Genomic DNA, 22943 nt, shown 5'->3' with positions numbered 1-22943 from the left:
GACTTTAGCTTTATCAGTATATTAATAATAAGTCAATACCACCAGGCGACAGCTTAACGCTAATTTTGTAAAGCGTTTATCTCTAGAAACAAAAAATGGCACTAAGAGGATGTTTGAAAAGTCATGATTGATGTATTAAATATTTTTTACCCCACCCTAACCCTCCCCTTGGAAAGGGGAGGGAACCGAATTTTTCTTATTTCCCCCCTTTACAAGGGGGGACTAAGGGGGGTAATAATGTGATTAAAATCACAACCAACCACTTTTCAAACATCCTCTAACAACATTAACCAACTCCGGACAAATTGCAATTCCTTTAGAAATTCGCTCTTGGCTCAAATTGCAACCAGGGGACTCGATTGATTTGGTCATTGACAAAGATGGCAAGGTTTATTTACAACCTATTAAGATTGATGTCAGAGAATTATCTCGGATGCTATATGAAGCAGACAGAAAAGCCATTTCTCTAGAAGAAATGGAAGCAGCGATTTCTCAGTGTGCAGGAGATTCTGCTTGAAAGAACTAGAAACTAACACACTCGTGCGCTTTTTGGTCAGGCTTTCTGTAGTGGGTACAATAAGAAATTTAGTCTTGAAAAACAGCGATCGCAAAGTCAGTAAAATGTTAAGCAGAAGAAAAACCCTAGCTCTATTTAAAGTAATTGCATCTACAGTGCTTGCTGTATGCATACCTAGAAAGTCCGTGTCCGCACAGACAGAATCAAGCGTATCCGTTAAAACATCTCCTCAAATAAGTGCTGCCACATTGCCTGGGTGTGTTGTCAGACCGGAACAGACCGAGGGACCTTATTTTGTAGAGGAAAAGCTTAAACGTTCCGACATCCGATCTGACCCTTCGGATGGTTCGGTGAAAGACGGCGTACCGCTCAAACTAACGCTTCGTGTTTCTCAGGTCACCAGTACTGGCTGTACGCCACTCACAGGTGCCACTGTTGATATTTGGCATTGTGATGCCCAGGGCATTTATTCTGATGTGACAGACCCAAGTTTTAATACCATTGGCAAAAAGTTCTTGCGCGGGTATCAGGTGACGGACGCAAATGGCAGCGTCCAGTTTATGACTATCTATCCCGGTTGGTACCAGGGCAGAACCGTTCATATCCACTTTAAAGTACGTACAGATGCAACATCAAGGCAAAGTTATGAGTTTACTTCACAACTCTACTTTGATGACTCTATTACGGAGCGCGTGTATACACGGGCACCCTATGCCAGTCAGGGACAGCGCAGGCTAAAGAACGCGCAAGATGGAATCTTCAGAGACGGTGGCGAGCAATTATTACTCACGCTTACCAAAACAAGCTTTGGTTACGCAGCAACGTTTGATATTGGGCTTCAGATAGCTTGAGCAATTTTAGCCATAGTTTACCGTAAACCACTCGTTAAAAAACTTAATACACGCTTTTGCACACGTGTGCAAAAATAAAAATAAGAAGAAAAAACAGTTTATGCACACCTGTGCAATACCGATTAGAACCTGAAACTACGATTTCATATCAACTACAAAAGCAGCGAAGATATGTTTCAAACTCTCAATAATTCCATCGAACTCGCTCAAAACAATCCCTTACATTCGTTAGAAGAATGGGAAGAAGATTTACTTAATCGCTATCCCGATCCGCACAGCATAGTTAAAGAGGGTAAAACCACTCAAGAGTACAGGAATTACGAAACTCCAACTAGAGATACAGTCAAAGAGTTCTATCGGTTAAATCATATTAACCAAACATATGACTTTGTATTGCAAAAAAAAGCAGAATTTCTGAAGTTTGACAAGAAAGAAATGGCTTTTTGGGATGCAGTTGAATTTTTGAATCAATTGGTGGATGATTCAGATCCTGATACAGATTTAGACCAATTACAGCATTTGTTGCAAACATCAGAAGCTATTCGGGCTGATGGTTACCCTGACTGGATGGTACTAACAGGCTTCTTACATGATATGGGTAAAGTACTGTGTCTGTTTGGGGAACCCCAATGGGCTACTGTAGGCGATACCTATCCTGTAGGTTGTGCATTTTCCGATAAAATTGTTTTCTCTGAATTTTTCCAGAATAATCCCGATTACAATAACCCAAAATATAACACTAAATATGGTATTTACGAGCCTAATTGCGGGTTAAGCCAAGTACATATGTCATGGGGACATGACGAGTATTTCTATCACATGATGAAACCCTATTTGCCCGAACCTGCATTGTACATCCTCCGCTATCATTCATTTTATCCCCAACACCGAGAAAACGGTTACACTCATTTGATGGATGAACGCGATCGCCAAATGTTTCAATGGGTAAGGCTATTCAATCCCTACGATTTGTATTCCAAAAATCCCAACCCTCCCAATTGGCAAGAACTCAGACCATATTATGAAGATTTAGTGGCTAAGTATTTGCCTGCAACATTAAAGTTTTAAACATCCGTTGATAGTGAAAACGAAGATGAAAAAATACAGGACAGAAATCAATACTTGTCAGTTAAGCAGAAAAAACCGAAAACACGTAGGTTGGGGAGCCACTCGCGTGCGGAGAGCAGCGCCGTGCGGGGGTTCCCCCCGTTGAGGCGACTGCGGAGGGTTTCCCCCGTTGAGCGATGTGGCGTTTGAGGAACGAAACCCAACATTGACAGACATTTGTTGGATTTTCCCACAGGTTTACCCAACTACAGCGTAACCAGTCAAAAGAAAAGTTAGTTTTTGCTAAAATTTGTTTAATGTAACAATATATTAAAAAACTAGCTTGAGCGACTTTGTATAACAATTAAGTGCATTTAGCAACTATAATTGGGTTAAGTCTGAAAACAAGGTAGAAGGATTTTCAGATTGATTACTGTACTACAAATTCACAGCCACCAAAATTCCAATTGACAATAGAATATTTACCTAGCGTGCTGTTAAATTTTGTGAATGCAATTTAAGGTTAAGCTGTGAAATTGTTAAATTAGACTTAATCTGACAATCGGTTAATTATCTCTATGAGATGATTGATAAAGTAAAAATTCAGAATCTGTAACCTGGGTTGAGGAACGAAACCCAACCAATATACAATTGTGTTAGTTTTCGCTGTGGTTCAACCCAACCTATATAATAGATTTTGCAATTTAAAATTTACTTTAGAAAACACCTCTAAATACCCATAGGGAAAGAAGTTGAATGACATAGAGAAGTAATAGCCTTCTTTATTTAGTCAAAGTCTTTCAAGAAAGGGAGTTTATTTTTGCATACTTGTAAAAATAAACGAATAGTAACTTCAAAGAAAAGAAAGATTAGCTCCTTTTATAACACAAACTGTAGTTAAAAACAGTGACCAGTGACCACTGGCGCTTTTTGACATACTTTATTTAAATACAAATGAACGTGAAAAGAATTTCGCTTGCAGTCGGCGTAATAGGTCTCATTAGCAGTACTGTTATAGGTTGTACAAAAACCTCTCAAAATACCGAAAGTGCTATAAATGGCTTCCAAAATAGTAGCAATGTTATAGAAGTTAAGGATAGCCATGAGGATGTAAAATTGCGCTCGGTTGGCGTCAGCCTTGGCGACTTGGGTAATCCCTTCTTTGTAGCTATGGGGAGAGGATCTGAGGCAGAAGTGAAGAAAATCGGAGGTGATGATGTCAGAATTAGTGTGGTTTCTAGCGGCTTTGACTTAAACCAGCAATTCAACCAAATAGAAAATTTCGTTGCTGCCGATACTGACATAATTATCCTCAGCGCCGTTGATAACAGAGGAATTAAAGCAGCGATCGACAAAGCAAAACTTGCAGGTAAAATTGTCATTGCAGTGGATGCAGCCGTTGATGCAGATGTAGACGCAATGGTTAGCTCTAATAATCTACAGGCGGGAGAACTTGCTTGCCAGTATATTGGCGATCGCTTGAAAGGTAAAGGCAATGTAGTTATCCTGAACAGCATTCCGATGGACTCAGTTATCCAGCGAGTGAAAGGTTGCGAGAAGGCATTATCCAAGTATCCCAGTATCAAAATACTCTCTAAAGACCAGAACGCAGAAGGAAGTCGGGATGGAGGGCTAAGAGTTATGAGCGATTTGCTGACAACCTTTCCCAAGATTGATGCTGTTTTTGCTACTAACGATCAAAGTGGTATTGGAGCAGACTTGGCAGCCCAGCAAGCAAGACGCAAAGAATTTTTTATTGTTGGGGTTGATGGAGGACCAGATGCAGTCAAAGCGATGGCTACCAAAGATAGTCTATTTGTTGCAACGGCTGCTCAAGATCCAGCAGGAATGGCTCAAAAAGCTGTTCGGGTAGGCAATGATATTCTGCGCGGGGACAAACCGGAAATACCCACGATTCTAATTCCAGTTAAGTTGGTAACTCGAAACAACCTTAGTAGCTACAAAGGTTGGTAAGACCGATTTTGGATTTTGGATTTTGGATTTTGGATTTTGGATTTTGGATTTTGGATTTTGGATTTAAAGTTGAGGAGCAAGATGAATGTGAAAAGGATTGCAACTGTCACTAGTGTATTAAGTATCATCAGTGGTGCTATTGTAGGATGCACAAATACGGCTCCCAACGACAACACCGCTACTAACACTGATACCAACACTGCTACCAACGTTAGCGTACAAACTCAAGATGGTGGTGATGCCAAAAAATTACAATCTGTCGGCGTTACTCTTGGCGATTTAAGTAACCCCTTCTTTGTTCTGATGGGGAAAGGTGCTGAGAAAGAAGCAAGAAAAATCGGAGGTGATGATGTCAAGGTGACTGTGGTATCCAGTGGCTACGATCTCAACCAACAAACCAACCAAATCGAAAATTTCGTTGCTGCTGATACTGACATCATTATCTTGAATGCTGCTGATAGTAAGGGAATTACACCAGCCGTTGAGAAAGCAAGACAAGCAGGTAAGATAGTCATTGCGGTAGATACAGCCATTAGTGGAGAAGTGGATGCCACAGTAACTACCAATAACGTGCAAGCAGGAGAGGTAAGTTGTCAATACATTGTCGATCGCCTCAAAGGCAAAGGTAATGTGGTCATCGTCAACGGTCCCCCAGTCGCCTCAGTGATCGATCGAGTCAGTGGTTGCGAAAAAGTCTTGTCTAAGAATCCCGGTATAAAAGTCCTCTCAAAAGACCAGAACGCAGAAGGAAGCAGAGATGGAGGGCTGAGAGTGATGAGCGATTTGCTCACAACCTTCCCTAAGATAGATGCAGTCTTTGCCATTAACGATCCGAGCGGTGTTGGAGTAGACCTCGCAGCCAGTCAAGCAAAACGCAAAGACTTTTTCATTGTTGGGGTTGATGGTGCTCCAGAAGCCATCGAAGCGATCGCATCTAAAAACAGTCTCTATGCTGCAACTGCGACTCAAGATCCAAGAGGGATGACTCAAAAAGCGGTTGAGGTTGGCAACAACATCCTGCATGGCAAAAAACCCAGCAATCCTAACATTCTAATTCCAGTCAAGTTAATTACCAGAGAGAACGTCGGTACTTACAAAGGCTGGTAATACAATTTTAGATTTTGGATTTTAGATTTTGGATTTTGGATTGAAAGAGTTTCAACGAGGTTGTTTTCAGCCAACTAAGTAGGTAGGTGGAAATAAACACAATCACATTACAAAATGTAAATGTTTTTAAAACCCTTACCAACGACCAACAACAAATGACAAATGACCACTGACAAATGACCAATAACAAATGACAAATGACCAACCACACTGAAACCCTGTTTCCTCACGCATCTACCACTACCCCTGTATTGGAAATGCAAGGGATTACGAAACGATTTCATGGTGTACCTGCTCTCCAAAACGTGAATCTCACGATTTATCCAGGAGAAGTTCACGCCCTGATGGGTGAGAACGGGGCGGGTAAAAGCACCTTGATGAAAATCCTGGCTGGGGCTTACATCGCTGATGAAGGAGAAATTCGCATCAATGGCGAACCCGTAAAAATTACCGATCCGGGTACAGCACGCAGATCGGGCATTAATCTCATTTATCAAGAACTGAATGTCGCACCCAACTTAACCGTTACCGAAAATATTTTTATGGGTAGCGAGTTGCGACGGGGTCAGTTTTTAGACCGCAAAGGTATGCAACTGGAAGCAGAGCAAGTGCTAGAAAGCCTTGGAGCTAGCTTTGGAGCTAACGATGTGGTTGGTACTTTGTCTATCGCCGAACAGCAACAGGTAGAAATTGCGCGGGCGTTGAAGGATAAAAGCCGCATTTTAGTGATGGATGAGCCAACCGCCGCACTGTCCGATCGCGAAACCGAGCGTTTGTTTGAAATTGTTCGCAAAATGCGGAATGATGGCATTGCAATTATCTACATCAGCCACCGCATGGAAGAAATATATGCCCTAGCTGACCGAATTAGCGTACTGCGCGATGGTCAATACATTGGTAGTTTAACACGGGATGAAATATCTCCACAGCGATTGGTGCAGATGATGGTGGGTCGTTCCATGCAAGACTTTTACGAGCATCAACGGCAAACCAATCCAGGTGCGGTAGTGCTAGAAGTCAGAAATATGAGCGACGGACGCAAGATTGAGCCAGCTAGTTTTAAAATTCGTGCTGGAGAAATTCTCGGACTAGCAGGGCTGGTGGGTGCAGGACGCACGGAGGTGTGTCGGCTCATTTTTGGTGCTGACCCTAAAGCAAGTGGTGAAGTTTTCTTAAACGGTCACAAATTAGATATTCATAGCCCCAGTGATGCCATTGCAGCCGGGATTGGTTACGTCCCGGAAGACCGCAAAGACCAGGGTTTATTTCTGGAAATGAGTTCCCGCAAGAATATTGCCCTCAACACACTTAAGGAGGATGCAAAAGCCGGTGTTGTTAACTGGGGTTCAGTGAATAAGCTGGCTACAGAAGCAGTGGAAAACTTTAATATCCGGCTCGCTAATTTGGAAATCAGAGCGGTGGATCTTTCAGGTGGCAATCAGCAGAAGCTACTGCTAGCAAGGTGGTTAGCCATTAAACCGAGAGTCATCATGTTGGATGAACCGACACGGGGTGTAGATATCGGTCCAAAAGCGAAATTTACCGAATTATGAGCGAGTTAGCAGCACAGGGCGTGGCTACTTTGATGGTTTCCAGCGAACTACCAGAGATTGTTGGGATGAGCGATCGCGTCCTAGTGATGCGGGAAGGAAAGTTAGTGGGCGAACTTGATGGCAGCTCTGGGAAAGAAATTACCCAAGAAAACATTATGCACTATGCAACTGGAGCATCGGAGGTAGTAGCATCATGAGTCAAACCTTAAAGCCTGTTAATAATAAAGTGGGCAAGAATGCAACACGCAAGCGCAAACCGATTAATACTCTGCTTGAGGTTGCAGGGATTCTGCCAATATTATTACTTATCTGCATCTTATTTACGGTCGTTTCTCCCAACTTCCTGACAGTCGGGAATGTTGTTAACATATTGCGTCAGGCATCAATTAATATTGTGCTGGCAACGGGAATGACCTTCGTGATTCTCACAGGAGGTATTGACCTTTCCGTTGGGTCAATCTTGGCTGTTTCGGCTGTAGTTGCAGTGTTAGTCTCGCTAATTCCTGCTTTAGGTTGGGCGGCTGTACCTGCTGGGTTGCTCACAGGATTGTTTTTAGGCTTAGTTAACGGCGCTCTCATCACCTTTTTGGATGTACCACCGTTTATTGTCACCTTAGGTTCGCTAACTGCTTTACGGGGTGCTGCCTTTTTGGTTGCTAACGGTACAACGGTTATTAACCGCGACATAAATTTTGCTTGGATAGGTAATAACTATTTAGGTCCCCTTCCCTGGTTAGTCATCATTGCCCTACTCACTGTAGCCGTTACTTGGTTTGTCCTGCGACAAACTGTTTTGGGGGTACAAATTTATGCTGTTGGTGGTAACGAACGAGCAGCACGACTGACTGGTATTAAAGTTAACCGCGTATTGTTATTTGTTTACGGTGTCAGTGGATTGCTAGCAGGCTTGGCAGGAATTATGAGTGCTAGCCGTCTTTATAGTGCCACTGGTATGTTAGGTCAAGGCTACGAGTTAGACGCGATCGCTGCCGTTATTTTAGGTGGAACTAGTTTTACAGGCGGTATTGGCACCATTGGCGGAACACTGTTAGGTGCATTAATCATTGCTGTTCTCAACAATGGTTTGACCTTGTTGAATATGTCTTACTTCTGGCAACTCGTCGTCAAAGGACTGGTAATTATTGTCGCGGTAATGATCGATCGCCTCCGCAGACGTTCGAGAAGATAGTAACAGTGACCAGTGACCAGTGACCAGTGACCAACTTCTAAGTCCTGGTCTCTGACCCCAATCCAAAATCCAAAATCCAAAATCTAAAATCCAAAATCTAAAATCCAAAATCCAAAATCCAAAATCCAAAATCCAAAATTACTATGCCCACAACTACAACTCGTCGTAAAGCTAACACGTATTACGTCATTCTGATTGCTGGTGCTGCTGCCCTCGGCGGCTTTTTATTCGGTTTTGATACTGCTGTCATTAATGGTGCAGTAGCAGCTCTCTCTAAAAACTTTAACGCTAATAGCGTACAAACTGGTTTAGCAGTATCACTAGCCTTGTTGGGTTCTGCAGTAGGAGCCTTTTATGCAGGGAAGATTGCAGATCGCTATGGTCGAGTCAAGGCTATGGTGGTGGCTTCAGTACTGTTTACTATCAGTGCTATTGGCTCTGGGCTTCCCATAACTATCTGGGATTTTACTTTTTGGCGAGTATTAGGTGGGCTAGCAGTCGGTGCTGCTAGCGTAATTGCACCAGCTTACATTGCAGAGTGTTCTCCTGCCCATTTGCGGGGAAGACTGGGTTCTCTCCAGCAACTCGCGATTGTAGTTGGTATTTTCATTGCTCTGCTATGTGATTACTTTATCGCCGTCTCAGCAGGTTCAGCTGAATCACCGTTTTTGTTTGGAATCGCCGCTTGGCGTTGGATGTTTTGGACAGAAATTCCGCCTGCCGTGTTTTATGGAATGGCTGCTTTAACGATTCCCGAATCTCCTCGGTACTTGGTGGCTCAAGGACGGGAGCCAGAAGCTGCTAACGTTCTTACCAAGATTGTGGGGGGAAACGTGTTCGAGAAAATTGAAGAAATTCGACAAACAGTGCTGCGAGAGCGCGAGCCTCAGTTTTCCGATCTTTTAGGAAGAAGCGGTAATCTGCTCCCTATTGTTTGGATAGGAATAGCTTTGTCGGTATTTCAGCAATTTGTTGGAATTAATGTAATTTTCTATTATAGCAGTGTTTTGTGGCGGGCAGTTGGATTTTCCGAACAAGATTCCCTCACCATCACGGTGATTACGGGAGCTGTAAATATTCTGACTACACTGATTGCGATCGCATTTGTGGATAAATTTGGTCGCAAGCCCTTACTCATTCTAGGGTCACTTGGGATGATCTTGACCTTAGGAACAATGGCTTCCATTTTTGGGAATGCTCAACTTGATGCTGCAGGTAACCCCACTGTCACTGGCTCTGCAGGTACTATAGCTCTCATAGCAGCCAACCTTTATGTGTTTTGCTTCGGTTTTTCCTGGGGTCCAGTGACTTGGGTACTGTTGGGAGAAATGTTTAATAACAAGATTCGAGCTGCTGCACTTTCAATTGCTGCGGCAATGCAATGGATTGCCAATTTTGTTGTTTCCACAACATTTCCTCCCATATTGCAATATTTCGGGTTGGGTGCTGCGTATGGTTTGTATACAACTGCAGCAGCTATCTCATTGTTTTTCGTTCTCTTCTTTATCAAAGAAACCAAGGGCATTGAGTTAGAAAATATGTAACTAATATGTTCGGTTCGTAGTAGCGCTTTAGCGCATGTATCTTAACTATGAACCGAATATATTTAACATTCATAGAAATCATTTATTTAACCGCAGAGACGCAGAGGACGCAGAGGTAAGAGATGAGAGGGTTGCGCGGGATAAGTGAGAAAATTCAACAAATGTCTGTAAGTGTTGGGTTTCGTTCCTACGTGTTTTCGCATTTTTAGGTTTAACCGACAAGTATTGGGCTTGCTATTTCATAGAGTTGGCTTTTACATAATACAAATTAGAACTGTTTATGCTTAAAAAAATTTTATACACCTTTCCCTTGATGTTGTTAATATGTCCATCCGTCTGGGCAGCACCTTTAGAAGAGAATTCTAGAAATTTGCAGGGACAAGTCACTTCTGTTTCTGAACTTTCTGATGTCCAACCAACTGATTGGGCATTTCAGGCATTGCAATCGTTAGTGGAACGCTACGGCTGTATTGCGGGTTATCCTGACTCTACCTATCGCGGTAACCGTGCTCTCAGTCGTTATGAGTTTGCTGCTGGTTTAAATACTTGTATGAACAGGATTGCTGAGTTACTTGCAACCAGTACTGGCGAACTAGTTAGCAAGGAAGACTTAGCTATGCTGCAAAAGTTGCAAACAGAATTTACGGCGGAATTAACAACTTTACGCGGGCGGGTGGATGTACTTGAAGCACGGACTGCAACACTGGAAGCACAACAATTTTCTACAACGACTAAGTTAAATGCCCAAATTATTACTGCTATCAGCGATACTTTTGGCGGTAGCGTGGGTGGTAACGGCGATCGCTCGGAAGTTTATTTTGCAGATCGAGGACGTCTGAACTTTGAAAGCAGTTTTACGGGTAAAGATTTATTACGGGTTCGTCTGGAGTTTGGCAATTTCTTAAATTCTAATGGTACAAGTCAAATCGCTTCAGTCACGGGTACAGGTATGACGCGGCTGAATTTTGATACTAACAGTAATAATACAGTCAGTATTCCTCACGTCCGCTATTACTTTCCGGTCAGTGACTCTGTTTCTTTTGTTGTTGGACCCACAGGTATAGGCTATACAGATATTACAGAAACAGTGACTCCTCCTAGTATCGCAGATGATGGTAATGGCGTTCCATCATTATTTGGGCAATACAATCCCATCTTCCGACGAGGCGGTGGCGGTGCGGCTGTTAACTGGAAGTTCACCGAAGATTTAACTTTGACATTAGGCTATTTGGCAAATAATCCCAATGTTTCATCTGATAAAAATGGGTTATTCAATGGTGGATACAATGCACTAGCACATTTAATGTATTATGGCAAACAAGGTGCGCTTGGTGTTGCTTACTCCCACGGGTATAACCCCAGTGGAACAACCAGTGTCATCGGTGGAACGGGTAGTGCCTTGGCAAATTCTCCCTTTGGAAACAACATTGCGACTTCTAATAATATAGTAGGGGCGCAGGGATACTATCGCTTTTCACCAAACTTTCAAATCCATGCTTGGGGTGGATATATCTGGGCAAATGCTAAAAACTCGGGTTTCAGCGATATTTCCAATGGAACTGGTGGCACGGATTCACTGTTTGTCAGAAGTGGTGACAATGCCAATGCCTGGTATGGGGCTATCGGTTTGTCTTTTCCAGATGTCGGCGGCAAAGGCAATTTACCAGGAGTCCTCTTTGGGTTACCACCACGCGTTTCTAGCAGCGATGTTCGTAAAGATAGCGATCGCTCTTACCACATTGAAGCATTCTATCGCTGGCGTTTAAATGACAACATTTCAGTAACTCCTGGTTTCTGGGTGATTCTTAACCCAGAAAATAATAGCAGAAATGATACTCAGTACGTGGGGGTGATTCGCACAACCTTTGATTTTTGAATTGCTTAGGACTTACGTTCAATAGCTAACCTAAATTAGGGTCTGAACCATAGTGTTTTTGCTTTTTCAAATTTGAGCAGTTTCAATGCAAACTGTCTGCTCTGTTGATTTTGGCAACGAGTTAGCTCGGAAAGTGCGGAACATCCCGAATCGGCAGAGTCCCGTGCCGAATGCAAGCCGCATCAGTAGCAGGGTAGGTACTTCTCGCAGAGATTTCATGAAACCAGATAGACCAAAACGCACTAATCCCTCTGGTCGAGCCACTCCTTGCCAAATGGAATCTAGCCAAGAAGGAAGTGTTTGTTCAGTCCAGTCTGCCGTCATCACTTTCCCTTCGACCAATCCCGTCGCTACCAAAAGCTCGGAAAAGCCTTCAATGCTGGAAAAAGCGGGATGAGACCACTGATCTAGGAGTTGTCGCATTACCGGTTTCTCCCAAAAATTGAGCGGATTTTGGCGATCGTCTCTTTGATTCCAGTCGGCTAAAACCATGACTCCACCCGGCTTTACCACCCGCATCAACTCTCTGGCAAAAATGGCCTTATCTGGCATATGTGGTCCAGCTTCAATCGACCAAACTACATCAAAACTAGCATCTGGGAAAGAAAGTGCCATAGCATCATCCACAAGAAACTTTACATCCAGTTCTTGAGAAGTTAACTGCTGGGCGCGTTGGACTTGTTGGGGACTGATAGTAATACCTGTGACTGCAAATCCGTAATCCCGTGCCAAAATGCGACTGCTACCCCCAATTCCACAGCCAACGTCTAAGACAGTGGTACCAGGGGGTAATTTATCGAAACCACCCCAACGCACCATTTCATGTACAAAGTCAGATTTAGCAGCTAGAAAATCTTTCCTTTGCGGAGGTGAACCATAATGACCTAAGTGGATATGTTCGCCCCAGTAGAACTCTAGAATACCGTCTTCAGTCCATTGGTCATAGGAATTGGCTACGGAGTTAGATGATTGATAACGCCTCGCAGTCATGAGATACAACGCGAGCAACACCGTCAGTAGTGCAAGAAGAACTCCCAGCGCAGAAAAAAACCAATTCATGGAAATAAAGCCTTAATATTCCTTTACAAGTTTATCCTATTGCTATAGCAATCCTATGTGATTTGTGAAAAAATCTCAGTACTGTAGGTAGGGCTATGCTGCACACATAATACTACTGGTGGGCTTTAGCCCTACCTACGTGTATTTCAAAAATTAAATAGGAGTCCTATAGACTAGAAGCAGCTCAAATTGCTCACTGAGAAATCATCCCAGCCTTCAATGCTAGAAGAAATGACTTGACATCTTCCCCGTGACGTTTCTACAGAAGTTTGTACTGTAGAAGAAGCGTCCTCAGTTTAGTCATTGATTCGGAGGCGAAGGAGCAGTTTTTCAAATAAACGCTGAAATTGTTAAAAGCCATTCTATCTGGGGAACCCTAACTCTAGTAGGTACAATTGGAAACTCAGTGATGAAAGCTACCTCTGGTTGGTTAGGTGTAATCAATGGAATTTTGACGGGTGGAATGTTGTTACCATTATGGATAACACTCCTGAACATGGGTTGTGCCAACGCCCAAGTGAGTGCTGATGGCACTCTCAACACCAGTGTCTCTCAAAGTGGCAATCATTTCACCATCACCAATGGCAACAGGGTAGGGAATAATTTATTCCATAGTTTCGCTCAGTTTTCAGTTCCTACAGGAGGAACTGCAATTTTTGACAATACCAGTGATGTACAGAACATTTTCGGTCGTGTTACAGGGGGTTATGCTTCTAATATTGATGGATTAATTCGGGTAAATGGTGCTACCAATCTGTTCTTGCTGAATCCATCTGGTATCTTTTTTGGTCCCAATGCTCAATTAAATATTGGTGGTTCTTTTGTAGGAACAACTGCTAATAGCATTAAGTTTGCCGATCGTACACAGTTTAGTGCTGTTAATCCCTCAGCTGCTCCTTTGTTGACGGTTAGCGTCCCTGTTGGGTTACAATTTGGACGAGATTCAGGACCGATTGCAGTGCAAAATTCAGGTCATCGTCTGAGAGTTGGTAGTTTTGTTCTCGCCTACGATCCAGCGCAAAATCCGATTGGATTAAGGGTAAATTCAGGGAAAACACTGGCATTGGTGGGTAATAAAATTGACTTTTCTGGTGGTGTTCTCGGTGCTACCAACGGGTCTATTGAACTCGGTAGTGTTGAGTCAGGAAGTGTTGGTTTGAACCAAACTACACAGGGTTGGGCATTTGATTATACTAATGTAGAAAACTTGAACGACATCCGATTGACTCAGCGATCGCTGCTAGATGGTACTGGTTTCGGCAGCAGTAAAATTCAACTACAGGCTAAAAATATTGCTATCTTGGGTAACTCATTTGTGGGGACTCAAAACCTAGGTTCTTTACCACAGGATCGGATTCAGGTCAATGCAACGGAATCTTTGACAATTGCCGACACAAGCTATTTAACAAGTATAACTTTGAATACGGGTAAAGGAGCAGACATATCTGTCTTTACCCGACAACTACAACTTCAAAATGGCGGACAAATTACTAGTAGTACTTTAAAATCAGGTACTAGCGGTGATATTTTTATCCGTGCATCTGAGTTTATCCACAACAATGGGTTTTCTTCAGACTCTTTTGGTTCTTCAACAATTTCGTCAAGCTCTTTGGGTTCCGGTAAAACTGGAGATATTCATCTACTAACTCAAAAACTGAGCGTGACCAACAGTGCTAGTATTCAAACATATACATATGGATCGGGAAACGGTGGCAATCTTTACCTTAATGTTTCCGATTCAATTGACGTTGTTGGGAACAATATCGTGACATCTATACTCAGTAGTGTAGGCTCATCAACGTTGGGTACTGGCAATGCTGGTAACGCGATCGTCACAACTGCAAAATTGACTGTGGACAATGGCGGTACTTTTGGCTCTTTGACTCTTGGTGCGGGGAACGCTGGTAACTTGAAAGTCATCGCTTCAGACTGGATTGAGGTACGCGGTGTAGCACCAAGTGGCAACGTGACAAGTAGCCTTGGGGCTTATGGACTGGTTTTGAATTCAAAGACTCGGGCTTTGTTGAATATCACAACCCCCCTCAGTGGAAATGCGGGTAGAGTTATACTGACAACACCGGAATTGCGAGTTTCAGATCGAGGAAATGTAGCAGTTAGAAATGATGGTATGGGCGATGCGGGCAATCTTGAGATTAATGCAGATCGGGTCATTTTGACAAATCAAGGTACGATTACTGCTGCTACGCAATTCGGCAATGGCGGAAATCTACTTCTCAATGTTCAAAAAACTTTACTCATGGGTGGTAACAGCAAACTTTCAGCAGAAGCAAGGGAAGGAGGTAACGGAGGCAATATTACGCTCAATGCTCCTTTTATTGTGGCAGTTCCTAAAGAAAATAGTGATATTGTTGCCAATGCTGTACGTGGACGTGGTGGCAACATTCAAGTCACCACTCAAGGATTACTGGGGCTAAAGTTCCGTCCTCAACTGACTTCGGAAAATGACATCACTGCTAGTTCCGAATTTGGGATCGGTGGTACAGTTCAAATCAACAACATCCGTGTCGATCCCAACATTGGTTTAGTAGAATTGCCAGCAAATGCTATCGATCCATCTCAGCAAATTGCCACAGGTTGCGCGGGTTCTCAAGGGAGTCGCTTTGTGGCAACTGGACGCGGTGGTATACCAGAAAATCCCAATCAACAAGTGATAAGCGATCGCGCTTGGGATGATGTGCGAGATTTGTCTGCTTACCGAAAAACGAGTGAAGTTGTCGTTCAAACGCCCCTATCTTCAGAACTTCTTGTCGAAGCCACAACTTGGCATCGCAATCCTAACGGAGACATAGAGTTAATTGCACCGCAATTTCTAGCTCGCTCTCAACAGTTACCGAGCTGTGCTTCAAACTAGTAGGTTGGGTTGAGGAACGAAACCCAACAAACCAATCTTCTCAGCCCTTGCAGTATTGAAGCCTTATTTCCTGCCCTGTGCGATCGCATATGTATAGCCTTTCTCAGTCTCATGAGATACACCCCCCTTTCATCCCCCCTTCGTAAGAGGGGACAGAGGGGGGTAATTTTCGTACCTCACTAAGTTGAAATTTGCTGTAAAAATTATTGAATAATTTGTAAAAAAATTCCCAATAGCCGTTCTATAGGTTCAAGTGGAATTTCTACTTTATTAATGTATAAAGTTTTATTGTCTAAACGTAAAAATCTCCAGAGTACACCAGTTGTCACGCAGCCAAAAATTGAATTGATATGATTTTTCTTATTAGCATTATATATCTGTGCTGCTATCATTTCCGCACCACACTGACCTAAGCCACTATTAATATCCTGATTCTTTGCTTCTACTAGCGTAATAACTGGAGCAGTAATAAAAAACTGCTCGCGGTTGCGACTAATCAAAAAATCGGGATTACCATTTAAACCTCGTTCTGCATCGACATTAAATTCTTTACCAGAAAATATAGATATTTGAAAATCTAATTTGCGTTTGACTTCTAGCAAAATAGGAAATATAATTAACTCTCCCCTTGCTTTTTCAGTATTAATAGCTGTAGCTAAAGGGATATTTTCCTCTAATATTGTCATTAGTAAATCGCTAGGTTTAGCAGGTTGGATACTAGGGAATAAGCTGGTATTTTCTACTATTTCTAAGTTAAAATCAGCCACCAATGTTGGAAGGTCAAATTGATTATACGGCATAAACTTTAATTATTTATTAGCCATAAACCATATCTATACGACTCAATTCTAGCGTTTCCGCAGGGGGTTGTACTGTGGAAACATTGTCCTCAGTTTGGTTATTGATTCGGAATCGAACGGGCAGTTTTTTCAAATTAACGCTCTCAAGTGTTAAACGCCATTCTATTTAGGGAACCCTAACAATATACAGATATGGATAGAAACTGAGTGATGAAAGCCACCTCTGTTTGGTTAGGTTTGCTCAAGAGAATGATAACAAGTGTAGTGTTATTACCATTGGGGATAGCGCTCCTTGACATCGGCTGTGCTAACGCTCAAGTCACTCCTGATGGTACGCTCAACACCAGTGTTTCCCAAAGTGGCAATAACTTCATCATCACTAACGGCAGTGTCGCAGGTAGTAACCTGTTTCACAGCTTTAGTCAATTTTCTGTTCCCACAAGTGGTTCAGCAACTTTTGATTTAGCTAACATGCCTAACATCTCTACCATCTTGAGCCGAGTCACCGGGAGCAGTGTTTCTAACATTGATGGCATAATTCAGACGCTCAACAGTCATCATCCTGTCAGTCTGTTTCTGATGAATCCGAGGGGTATTATTTTTGGCCCAAATGCTAGCCTGAATATTGGAGGCTCATTTATCGGTACAACTGCAACTGGCATTAAGTTTGCTGATGGAGTGGAGTTGAAGGCTAGCGACACCATGGTACCTCCCCTGCTTACTCTCAGTGTACCAGTCGGCTTGCAGTTTGGTCAAAGCTCAGGTGCGATCGCAGTCCAAAATTCGAGCAATTCTATCGCGAAAAATTCACCAGGTATGCAGGTGATGCCTGGAAAGACACTTGCTTTGGTAGGAAATGGACTTGATTTGGCAGGTGGCATTTTAAAAACTGTAGATGGCTCCATTGAACTTGGGAGCGTGCGATCGGGACAAATTGGACTGAGGGAAGCATTTCAAGGGTGGGCATTTGATTATTCCAATGTCGCAGAGGAACTCAGCAATATCCACTTGACTCAGGAAGCACAAATATCTGGCTCTGGATTTGGAAGTAGTATCATTCATCTGCAGGGTAGAAATATTAGCTTTTTGGAAGGTTCGGGTGTGACGACTCACAATCAAGGTACACTTTCATCGGATCGGATTGCGATTCATGCCACTGGGCTGTTCAGCCTGCAAGGAACAAACCCATTGGGAACTCAACGTAGCGAATTGAAAAGCATTTCCATTGGATCGGGACACGGTGGAGATATTACTATTTTTACCAGACAAATCTTGATGCGGGATGGAGCACAGATCGCGACTCAAAACTTTAGTTCGGGACAGGGTGGGAATATTGTAGTGAGTGCTTCCGAATCTATCTCAGCAAGTGGATTTAATCCTGTCAATCCTGCAGCAGGTACATTAATTCTGACAAACTCAACTGGTTCTGGAAAAGGAGGAAATGTGACTCTTTCAACCCAAAAACTTATAGTTGCTAACGGCGCTAGTATTGGCTCAACGACTTCTAGAACTGGCGATGGTGGCGATGTCCAGATTGACGTCTCAGACTTGATAGATGTTTCTGGAATGAATAACATCACATTTCTCCCTAGCATTGTGGCGTCATCAACAATAGGAGATGGCAATGCTGGTAATTTGAAGATTTCAACGGCACGATTAATCGTGAGAGATGGGGGTTTAGTTTCTTCTTCCACTGGCGCAACAGGAAATGCTGGCAATGTTCAAATCGTAGCCTCAGACTTTATTGATGTAAAAGGGACGTCACCGCATAGCTTTCTCAGCAGCATTGGCTCGAATGCACTACGCCTCGATCCTGTTACCCGCGCAACTTATCAGCTACCTGAATTTCCCGATGGTAATGCGGGAGGGGTAGTTCTGATGACACCTCAATTGCGCGTTACGGATCGAGCTGAAGTCGGGGTAAAAAATGACGGTACGGGTAATGCAGGTAATTTTGAGATTTACGTTGATTCGATTGTTCTGAGTGATGGAGGCGCAATTTCCGCAGCGACTCAATCTGGGAACGGAGGAAACTTAGTTCTCAATGCTCAACAACTGTTGCTCATGCGCGGGAATAGCAAAATTTCTGTGGAAGCGATGGAGGCTGGGGATGGTGGTAATATCACGATTAACACTCCCGTAGTTGTGGGTTTAAAAAATAGCGATATTATTGCTAATGCTATCAAAGGTCGAGGAGGCAATATCCAAATCACCACACAAGGAATTTTTGGACTGAAGTTCCGTCCACAACTGACTTCGGAGAATGATATCACAGCTAGTTCCCAATTTGGGGTGAGCGGTACGGTTCAAATTCATACCATCGGTATCGCTCCAAATACTGCCATAGTAGAACTACCAGCGAATGTAGTCGATCCCTCTCAGCAAATTGCTACAGGCTGTGCTGGTTCTCAAGGGAGTCGCTTTGTAGCCACTGGACGCGGTGGTATACCAGAAAATCCCAATCAACAAATGATAAGCGATCGCACTTGGGATGATGTGCGAGATTTGTCTGTTTACCGAAAAACGAGTGAAGTTGTCGTTCAGACGCCCCGATCTCCAGAACTTCTTGTCGAAGCCACAACTTGGCATCGCAATCTTAACGGAGACATAGAGTTAATTGCACCACAATTTCTAGCTCGCTCTCAACAGTTACCGAGCTGCGCTTCAAACTAGTAGGTTGGGTTGAGGAACGAAACCCAACATTGAACCTTATTGTTGGGTTTCGTTCCTCAACCCAACCTACGCAATACCTTAGGTGATTTAAGTGTAATCCACGCATCCAAAATCTAAAATCCAAAATAGTATGCTTTTTCAAATAAAACTATCTCGTTGGTTATATATCATCCTTAGTGTTATAAGTTTATGCTTAGCGATCGCCATTGCTCCTGTAAAAGCATCGTTACAAGTATCAACAACGTCTACCTTTAATGCACCATTATTTATTTCTCAATCGTTTTCTCAACCCACTCACTGGTTGGAACAAGGGAGAAAACTCTACCGCTTGGGACGGTTTGCAGAAGCAGTGACAGCTTGGGAAACAGCTGCACAGCAGTATAATATCCAAGGCGATCGCCTAAACGTTGCTCTCAGTTTGAGTTACCTCTCATTAGCACAACAGGAACTCAATCAGTGGGAAGCAGCCCGTCTGTCTATGGAGCAAAGTCTAAAACTGTTGCAAACAGCTACACCTCCAGCTGATGCAATTCTCTGGGCGCAAGCACTCAATACTCAAGCCAATTTGCAACTGCATTCTGGCAAAGCTGAAATTGCTCTTGAAAGTTGGCAACAAGCTCAAAAATTTTATGAGCAAGCAGGTGACACCATGGGAAGCTTGGGAAGTCAGATCAATCAAGCACAAGCTTTACAAAGTTTGGGATTTTACCGTCGCTCTAAACAGCAGTTGGAGGCGATCGCTCAAAAGCTCAAAGCGATGCCAAATTCTGAAATCAAAGTCAGTGGGTTGCGATCGCTTGGCTTAACTCTGCAAACTATTGGCGATGGCAAAACTCAAGAGTTTTTGGAGGAAAGTTTAGCGATCGCTCGCAAAATAGAAGCCAAGCCTCACTTAAGTTCTATCCTTCTCAGCTTGGGCAAAAATGCTGTTGAGTTACAAAATCCTAGCGCAGCACTGAATTATTTTGAACAAGCCGAACAAGTAGCAACCAACTCAGGCGATCGCCTGCAAGCAAATCTAGCTCGGTTTAAACTTTTCCTCAACCATGACAAACCTGAACTTGCAACCCCACTCGCACCTCAACTGTTACAACAACTGAAAACGCTTCCTACCAGTCACACCTCTCTTTACGCCGCTATCAATTTTGTTGCCATCCTTAATGGAAGCGAAAATAATTCCCAAATTTTACCATCCAAAGACCGGGCGCAACTCATGGCTGCCACAGTTCAATCTGCACGCCAGATTCAGGATGCTCGGGCAGAAGCTTATGCGCTGTACCAATGGGGACAAGTCTATCGTCGCACGCAGCAGTGGTTGGAAGCCAAGCAATTAGCTCAACAATCCCTCAATATTGCTCGTCAACTCCAAGCTGAAGATATCATTGCTCAATCCGCTTGGCAGGTAGGACAATTACACAAGCAACAAGGCGAAATATCTCAAGCGATTAGCGCTTATACTGAGGCAGTGAAGGCACTGAAAGCATTGCGAGGAGATTTGGTTGCTGTCAACCCTGATGTTCAGTTCTCTTTCCGCCAAAGTGTAGAGCCTGTCTACCGAGAACTCGTTGGTTTACTCCTAGATGGGCAACCGAGTCAAGCCGCACTGGTGCAAGCCCGTGAATTGATTGAGTCACTTCAGATCGCAGAACTCGATAACTATCTCCGGGAAGCGTGTTTGGATAAAACCCAGCAAATCGACCAAGTCGATCCTACAGCAACAGTCATTTACCCTATCATTTTACCCGATCGCTTAGCATTAATTCTCTCTCATGTCAAACAACCACTCCGTTATTATGTCACTCACAAATCTCAAGTAGAAATTGAGCAAACTCTAGATAATTTATTGATTGCCTTCAACCCAGTCTCAGATTCCAAAGAGCGCGATCGCTTGTCCCAACAAGTATATGATTGGTTGATTCGTCCCATGGAAGTGGATGGAGTTCTTCAAGATACTAAAACATTAGTGTTTGTTTTAGATGGTAAATTACGGAATATTCCCATAGCAGCCTTATATGATGGCAAACAGTATCTCATTGAAAAGTATGCTGTTGCACTTTCACCGGGATTGCAATTGATGGCGGCGCGATCGCTCCAGCATGACAACATAAAAGCTCTCGTGGGCGGTATCAGCCAATCTCGCACGGGCTTTAGCGCTTTGCCTGCTGTGGAAGTGGAAGTCAAACACATCTCAAAGACTGTAACGTCTTCAACGCTGTTGAACCAAGAGTTTACCAGCCAAGCCCTTGCTGCTCGGATGAAATCTAGTAGCGCTGATGTTGTCCACTTAGCAACTCATGCAAAATTTAGCTCTCGCCTTGAAAATACTTTCTTAGTCACTTGGGATGGACAAGTCAACATTAAAGATTTGTCAGAAATTCTGAAAAATCGGGGTAGCAATTCATCGAACACCATTGAGTTGTTGGTGCTGAGTGCTTGTGATACGGCAGCCGGAGACGATCGCGCTGTTCTTGGAATTGCGGGCTTGGCTGTTAAATCTGGTGCTCGCTCAACCATCGCAACTTTATGGTCTGTCAAAGATAAAGCTGCTGCCATGCTTATGACTCGCTTCTACAATCGACTGAAACAACCCGGAATCACTAAAGCTGAGGCATTGCGCCAAGCACAAATAGATTTGATTCACCAAACTGATTTCTACGATCCGTTCTTTTGGTCTGCTTTTGTTTTGGTTGGCAATTGGTCGTAGTTCAGTAATATTACTGAGGTTCATTGAAATAATTTAGGCAATTTTTTATGGAGTTTTATTTAGAGGTCGCTTATACTGCTAATAGTTTGTCACATTAATTTTGGTAAGGTGTAAAATCCCTGACTTTTCTCAAAAAACTTACCCATTTATCGCTCCGGTTCCTCTGGCTGAGATGCTGCTTCGCAATACAGGAGGCGGAGCCTCCATGAAGGCATTCCCAGGCTCCGCCTGGGAACGAGGTGGACGAGGTAGACGTAATGTATGTTTTATTACAAAGGAAAATGAGGTGAACGCAGTGAAATTTTGGTATTTAGTTAGTGCATTAAGCATTATTGTTTTCATCGCTGGCAATGCATGGACGAGCGCCCGCGCCATCACATTTACACCACCCCCTAACCAAGGTGCTCCCAGACAAGCAACTGGAGGAGCTTCCCGTGGTAATCTCTTTACTCCTGTGTCTGGAAAAGGTGCTCCCAGACAAGCAACTGGAGGGGCTTCTCGTGTTGGCAATGATTATGACAATGTTTTTATCAAGGTAAAAAGCCCAACATCGCTCATCGCACTCTTACCTGAAACTTTTTATGGCACAACGGTGTCCGAACGCCCTACGATTTTGGTTTATGTGCCTCCTTCTAATGCGGAAGAAGCTGTGTTCAGCCTTAAAGATGAAGCTGGTAAGATGCAATATCAGATGAAGATTCCAGTAGCTGGGAAATTTGGCGTCATTGCTGTCAAATTGCCAGTTCATGCACCAGCTTTAGCCGTTGGGAAAAACTATCAATGGTTCTTGGCACTGAAAGTGAATGGACAACTCAGCCCAAGTACACCTTATGTTGATGGTTGGGTACAGCGTATTCAGCCTAACGCTGAGTTAGCAACTGTAATGCAACAGAAAGATGCTCTGAAGCAAGCTGCTGCCTTGGGGAAAAACGGGGTTTGGTATGATTGTGTAGCAACACTTGCTACCCTACGCACTGCCCAACCTGCTAATGCAATTCTTACCAAGCAATGGACAGAACTTCTCTCCTCAGTTAGCTTGAAGGAAATTGCAACAGTGCCCTTATTATTGGCTAATTGACTTATATAGCAGTCCTAAATGATTTACAAACACCTTTTCCTTGTCTCCCTTGTCTCCCTTGTCTCCCTTGTCTCCCTTGTTTGGATCTCAAATAGAATT

15 protein-coding genes and 1 pseudogene are annotated in these 22943 nt (G+C 43.3%); 14 read left to right on the top strand and 2 right to left on the bottom strand.

Annotation, left to right across the window (positions count from 1 at the left end):
* Nucleotides 1–292 precede the first annotated feature (292 nt).
* From F7734_RS63845 to F7734_RS25385, 10 genes and pseudogenes are all read left to right on the top strand, one after another.
* A pseudogene (locus tag F7734_RS63845) lies at nt 293–517 on the top strand (AbrB/MazE/SpoVT family DNA-binding domain-containing protein); the annotation flags it as partial.
* A complete protein-coding gene (locus F7734_RS25420) occupies nt 514–1368 on the top strand; it encodes an intradiol ring-cleavage dioxygenase (protein WP_243147076.1) in 855 nt (284 codons plus the stop codon). The pseudogene F7734_RS63845 and the gene F7734_RS25420, both read left to right, overlap by 4 nt.
* A 171-nt stretch (nt 1369–1539) precedes the next feature.
* On the top strand, nt 1540–2436 hold the full coding sequence (locus tag F7734_RS25415) for an inositol oxygenase family protein (protein ID WP_155747425.1): 897 nt from the start codon (nt 1540–1542) through the stop codon (nt 2434–2436).
* A gap of 933 nt (nt 2437–3369) precedes the next feature.
* Nucleotides 3370–4389: an ABC transporter substrate-binding protein gene (locus F7734_RS25410; protein ID WP_155747424.1), complete on the top strand. Its 1020-nt coding sequence runs from the start codon at nt 3370–3372 to the stop codon at nt 4387–4389.
* Between the two features lie 81 nt (nt 4390–4470).
* Nucleotides 4471–5496: an ABC transporter substrate-binding protein gene (locus tag F7734_RS25405; protein ID WP_155747423.1), complete on the top strand. Its 1026-nt coding sequence runs from the start codon at nt 4471–4473 to the stop codon at nt 5494–5496.
* A gap of 197 nt (nt 5497–5693) precedes the next feature.
* Nucleotides 5694–7049: a sugar ABC transporter ATP-binding protein gene (locus F7734_RS25400; protein WP_243147075.1), complete on the top strand. Its 1356-nt coding sequence runs from the start codon at nt 5694–5696 to the stop codon at nt 7047–7049.
* Nucleotides 7046–7246 carry a hypothetical protein gene (locus F7734_RS63840; RefSeq protein ID WP_243147074.1) on the top strand — a complete coding sequence of 67 codons (201 nt, stop codon included), beginning with the start codon at nt 7046–7048 and terminating at the stop codon, nt 7244–7246. Before F7734_RS25400 ends, F7734_RS63840 begins: the two co-directional genes overlap by 4 nt.
* On the top strand, nt 7243–8238 hold the full coding sequence (locus F7734_RS25395; RefSeq protein WP_155747422.1) for a ribose ABC transporter permease: 996 nt from the start codon (nt 7243–7245) through the stop codon (nt 8236–8238). Before F7734_RS63840 ends, F7734_RS25395 begins: the two co-directional genes overlap by 4 nt.
* A 143-nt stretch (nt 8239–8381) precedes the next feature.
* Nucleotides 8382–9782 (top strand): sugar porter family MFS transporter, encoded by a 1401-nt coding sequence (locus tag F7734_RS25390; RefSeq protein WP_155747421.1) that lies wholly within the window; start codon nt 8382–8384, stop codon nt 9780–9782.
* Nucleotides 9783–10062: 280 nt separating this feature from the next.
* Nucleotides 10063–11658: an iron uptake porin gene (locus F7734_RS25385; RefSeq protein ID WP_155747420.1), complete on the top strand. Its 1596-nt coding sequence runs from the start codon at nt 10063–10065 to the stop codon at nt 11656–11658.
* A gap of 66 nt (nt 11659–11724) precedes the next feature.
* On the opposite strand, the gene F7734_RS25380 is transcribed toward F7734_RS25385, so the two are convergent.
* Nucleotides 11725–12717: a methyltransferase domain-containing protein gene (locus F7734_RS25380; protein ID WP_155747419.1), complete on the bottom strand. Its 993-nt coding sequence runs from the start codon at nt 12715–12717 to the stop codon at nt 11725–11727.
* Nucleotides 12718–13126: 409 nt separating this feature from the next.
* On the opposite strand from F7734_RS25380, the gene F7734_RS25375 reads away from it, so the two are divergent.
* Nucleotides 13127–15589, top strand: a complete 2463-nt coding sequence (locus F7734_RS25375) for a filamentous hemagglutinin N-terminal domain-containing protein (protein ID WP_155747453.1) — start codon at nt 13127–13129, stop codon at nt 15587–15589.
* A 203-nt stretch (nt 15590–15792) separates the two neighbouring features.
* Here the strand turns inward: F7734_RS25375 and F7734_RS25370 are convergent, their stop codons facing one another.
* On the bottom strand, nt 15793–16389 hold the full coding sequence (locus F7734_RS25370) for a hypothetical protein (RefSeq protein ID WP_155747418.1): 597 nt from the start codon (nt 16387–16389) through the stop codon (nt 15793–15795).
* Between the two features lie 249 nt (nt 16390–16638).
* On the opposite strand from F7734_RS25370, the gene F7734_RS25365 reads away from it, so the two are divergent.
* The 3 genes from F7734_RS25365 to F7734_RS25355 all read left to right on the top strand — a co-directional run bounded on the left by F7734_RS25365 (nt 16639) and on the right by F7734_RS25355 (nt 22844).
* Complete coding sequence (locus F7734_RS25365) at nt 16639–19062, top strand: S-layer family protein (protein WP_166482140.1); 2424 nt, start codon at nt 16639–16641, stop codon at nt 19060–19062.
* Between the two features lie 130 nt (nt 19063–19192).
* Entirely contained in the window at nt 19193–21766 is a 2574-nt protein-coding gene (locus F7734_RS25360) for a CHAT domain-containing protein (protein WP_155747416.1), read from the top strand.
* A gap of 295 nt (nt 21767–22061) precedes the next feature.
* The gene (locus F7734_RS25355) at nt 22062–22844 is read left to right on the top strand and encodes a DUF928 domain-containing protein (RefSeq protein WP_166482142.1); all 783 of its coding nucleotides are present in this window, start codon (nt 22062–22064) and stop codon (nt 22842–22844) included.
* The last annotated feature ends 99 nt before the right edge of the window (nt 22845–22943 follow it).

Source organism: Scytonema sp. UIC 10036, assembly GCF_009725235.1.
This window is presented reverse-complemented; position numbering and strand designations above follow the sequence as displayed.

Coding starts and splice junctions, on each gene's coding strand:
- F7734_RS25380 (WP_155747419.1), bottom strand. CDS start 12,717: ATGAATTGGTTTTTTTCTGCGCTGGGAGTTCTTCTTGCACTACTGACG.
- F7734_RS25410 (WP_155747424.1), top strand. CDS start 3,370: ATGAACGTGAAAAGAATTTCGCTTGCAGTCGGCGTAATAGGTCTCATT.
- F7734_RS25360 (WP_155747416.1), top strand. CDS start 19,193: ATGCTTTTTCAAATAAAACTATCTCGTTGGTTATATATCATCCTTAGT.
- F7734_RS25365 (WP_166482140.1), top strand. CDS start 16,639: ATGATAACAAGTGTAGTGTTATTACCATTGGGGATAGCGCTCCTTGAC.
- F7734_RS25390 (WP_155747421.1), top strand. CDS start 8,382: ATGCCCACAACTACAACTCGTCGTAAAGCTAACACGTATTACGTCATT.
- F7734_RS25375 (WP_155747453.1), top strand. CDS start 13,127: ATGAAAGCTACCTCTGGTTGGTTAGGTGTAATCAATGGAATTTTGACG.
- F7734_RS25370 (WP_155747418.1), bottom strand. CDS start 16,389: ATGCCGTATAATCAATTTGACCTTCCAACATTGGTGGCTGATTTTAAC.
- F7734_RS25395 (WP_155747422.1), top strand. CDS start 7,243: ATGAGTCAAACCTTAAAGCCTGTTAATAATAAAGTGGGCAAGAATGCA.
- F7734_RS25415 (WP_155747425.1), top strand. CDS start 1,540: ATGTTTCAAACTCTCAATAATTCCATCGAACTCGCTCAAAACAATCCC.
- F7734_RS25385 (WP_155747420.1), top strand. CDS start 10,063: ATGCTTAAAAAAATTTTATACACCTTTCCCTTGATGTTGTTAATATGT.
- F7734_RS25405 (WP_155747423.1), top strand. CDS start 4,471: ATGAATGTGAAAAGGATTGCAACTGTCACTAGTGTATTAAGTATCATC.
- F7734_RS25400 (WP_243147075.1), top strand. CDS start 5,694: ATGACCAACCACACTGAAACCCTGTTTCCTCACGCATCTACCACTACC.
- F7734_RS63840 (WP_243147074.1), top strand. CDS start 7,046: ATGAGCGAGTTAGCAGCACAGGGCGTGGCTACTTTGATGGTTTCCAGC.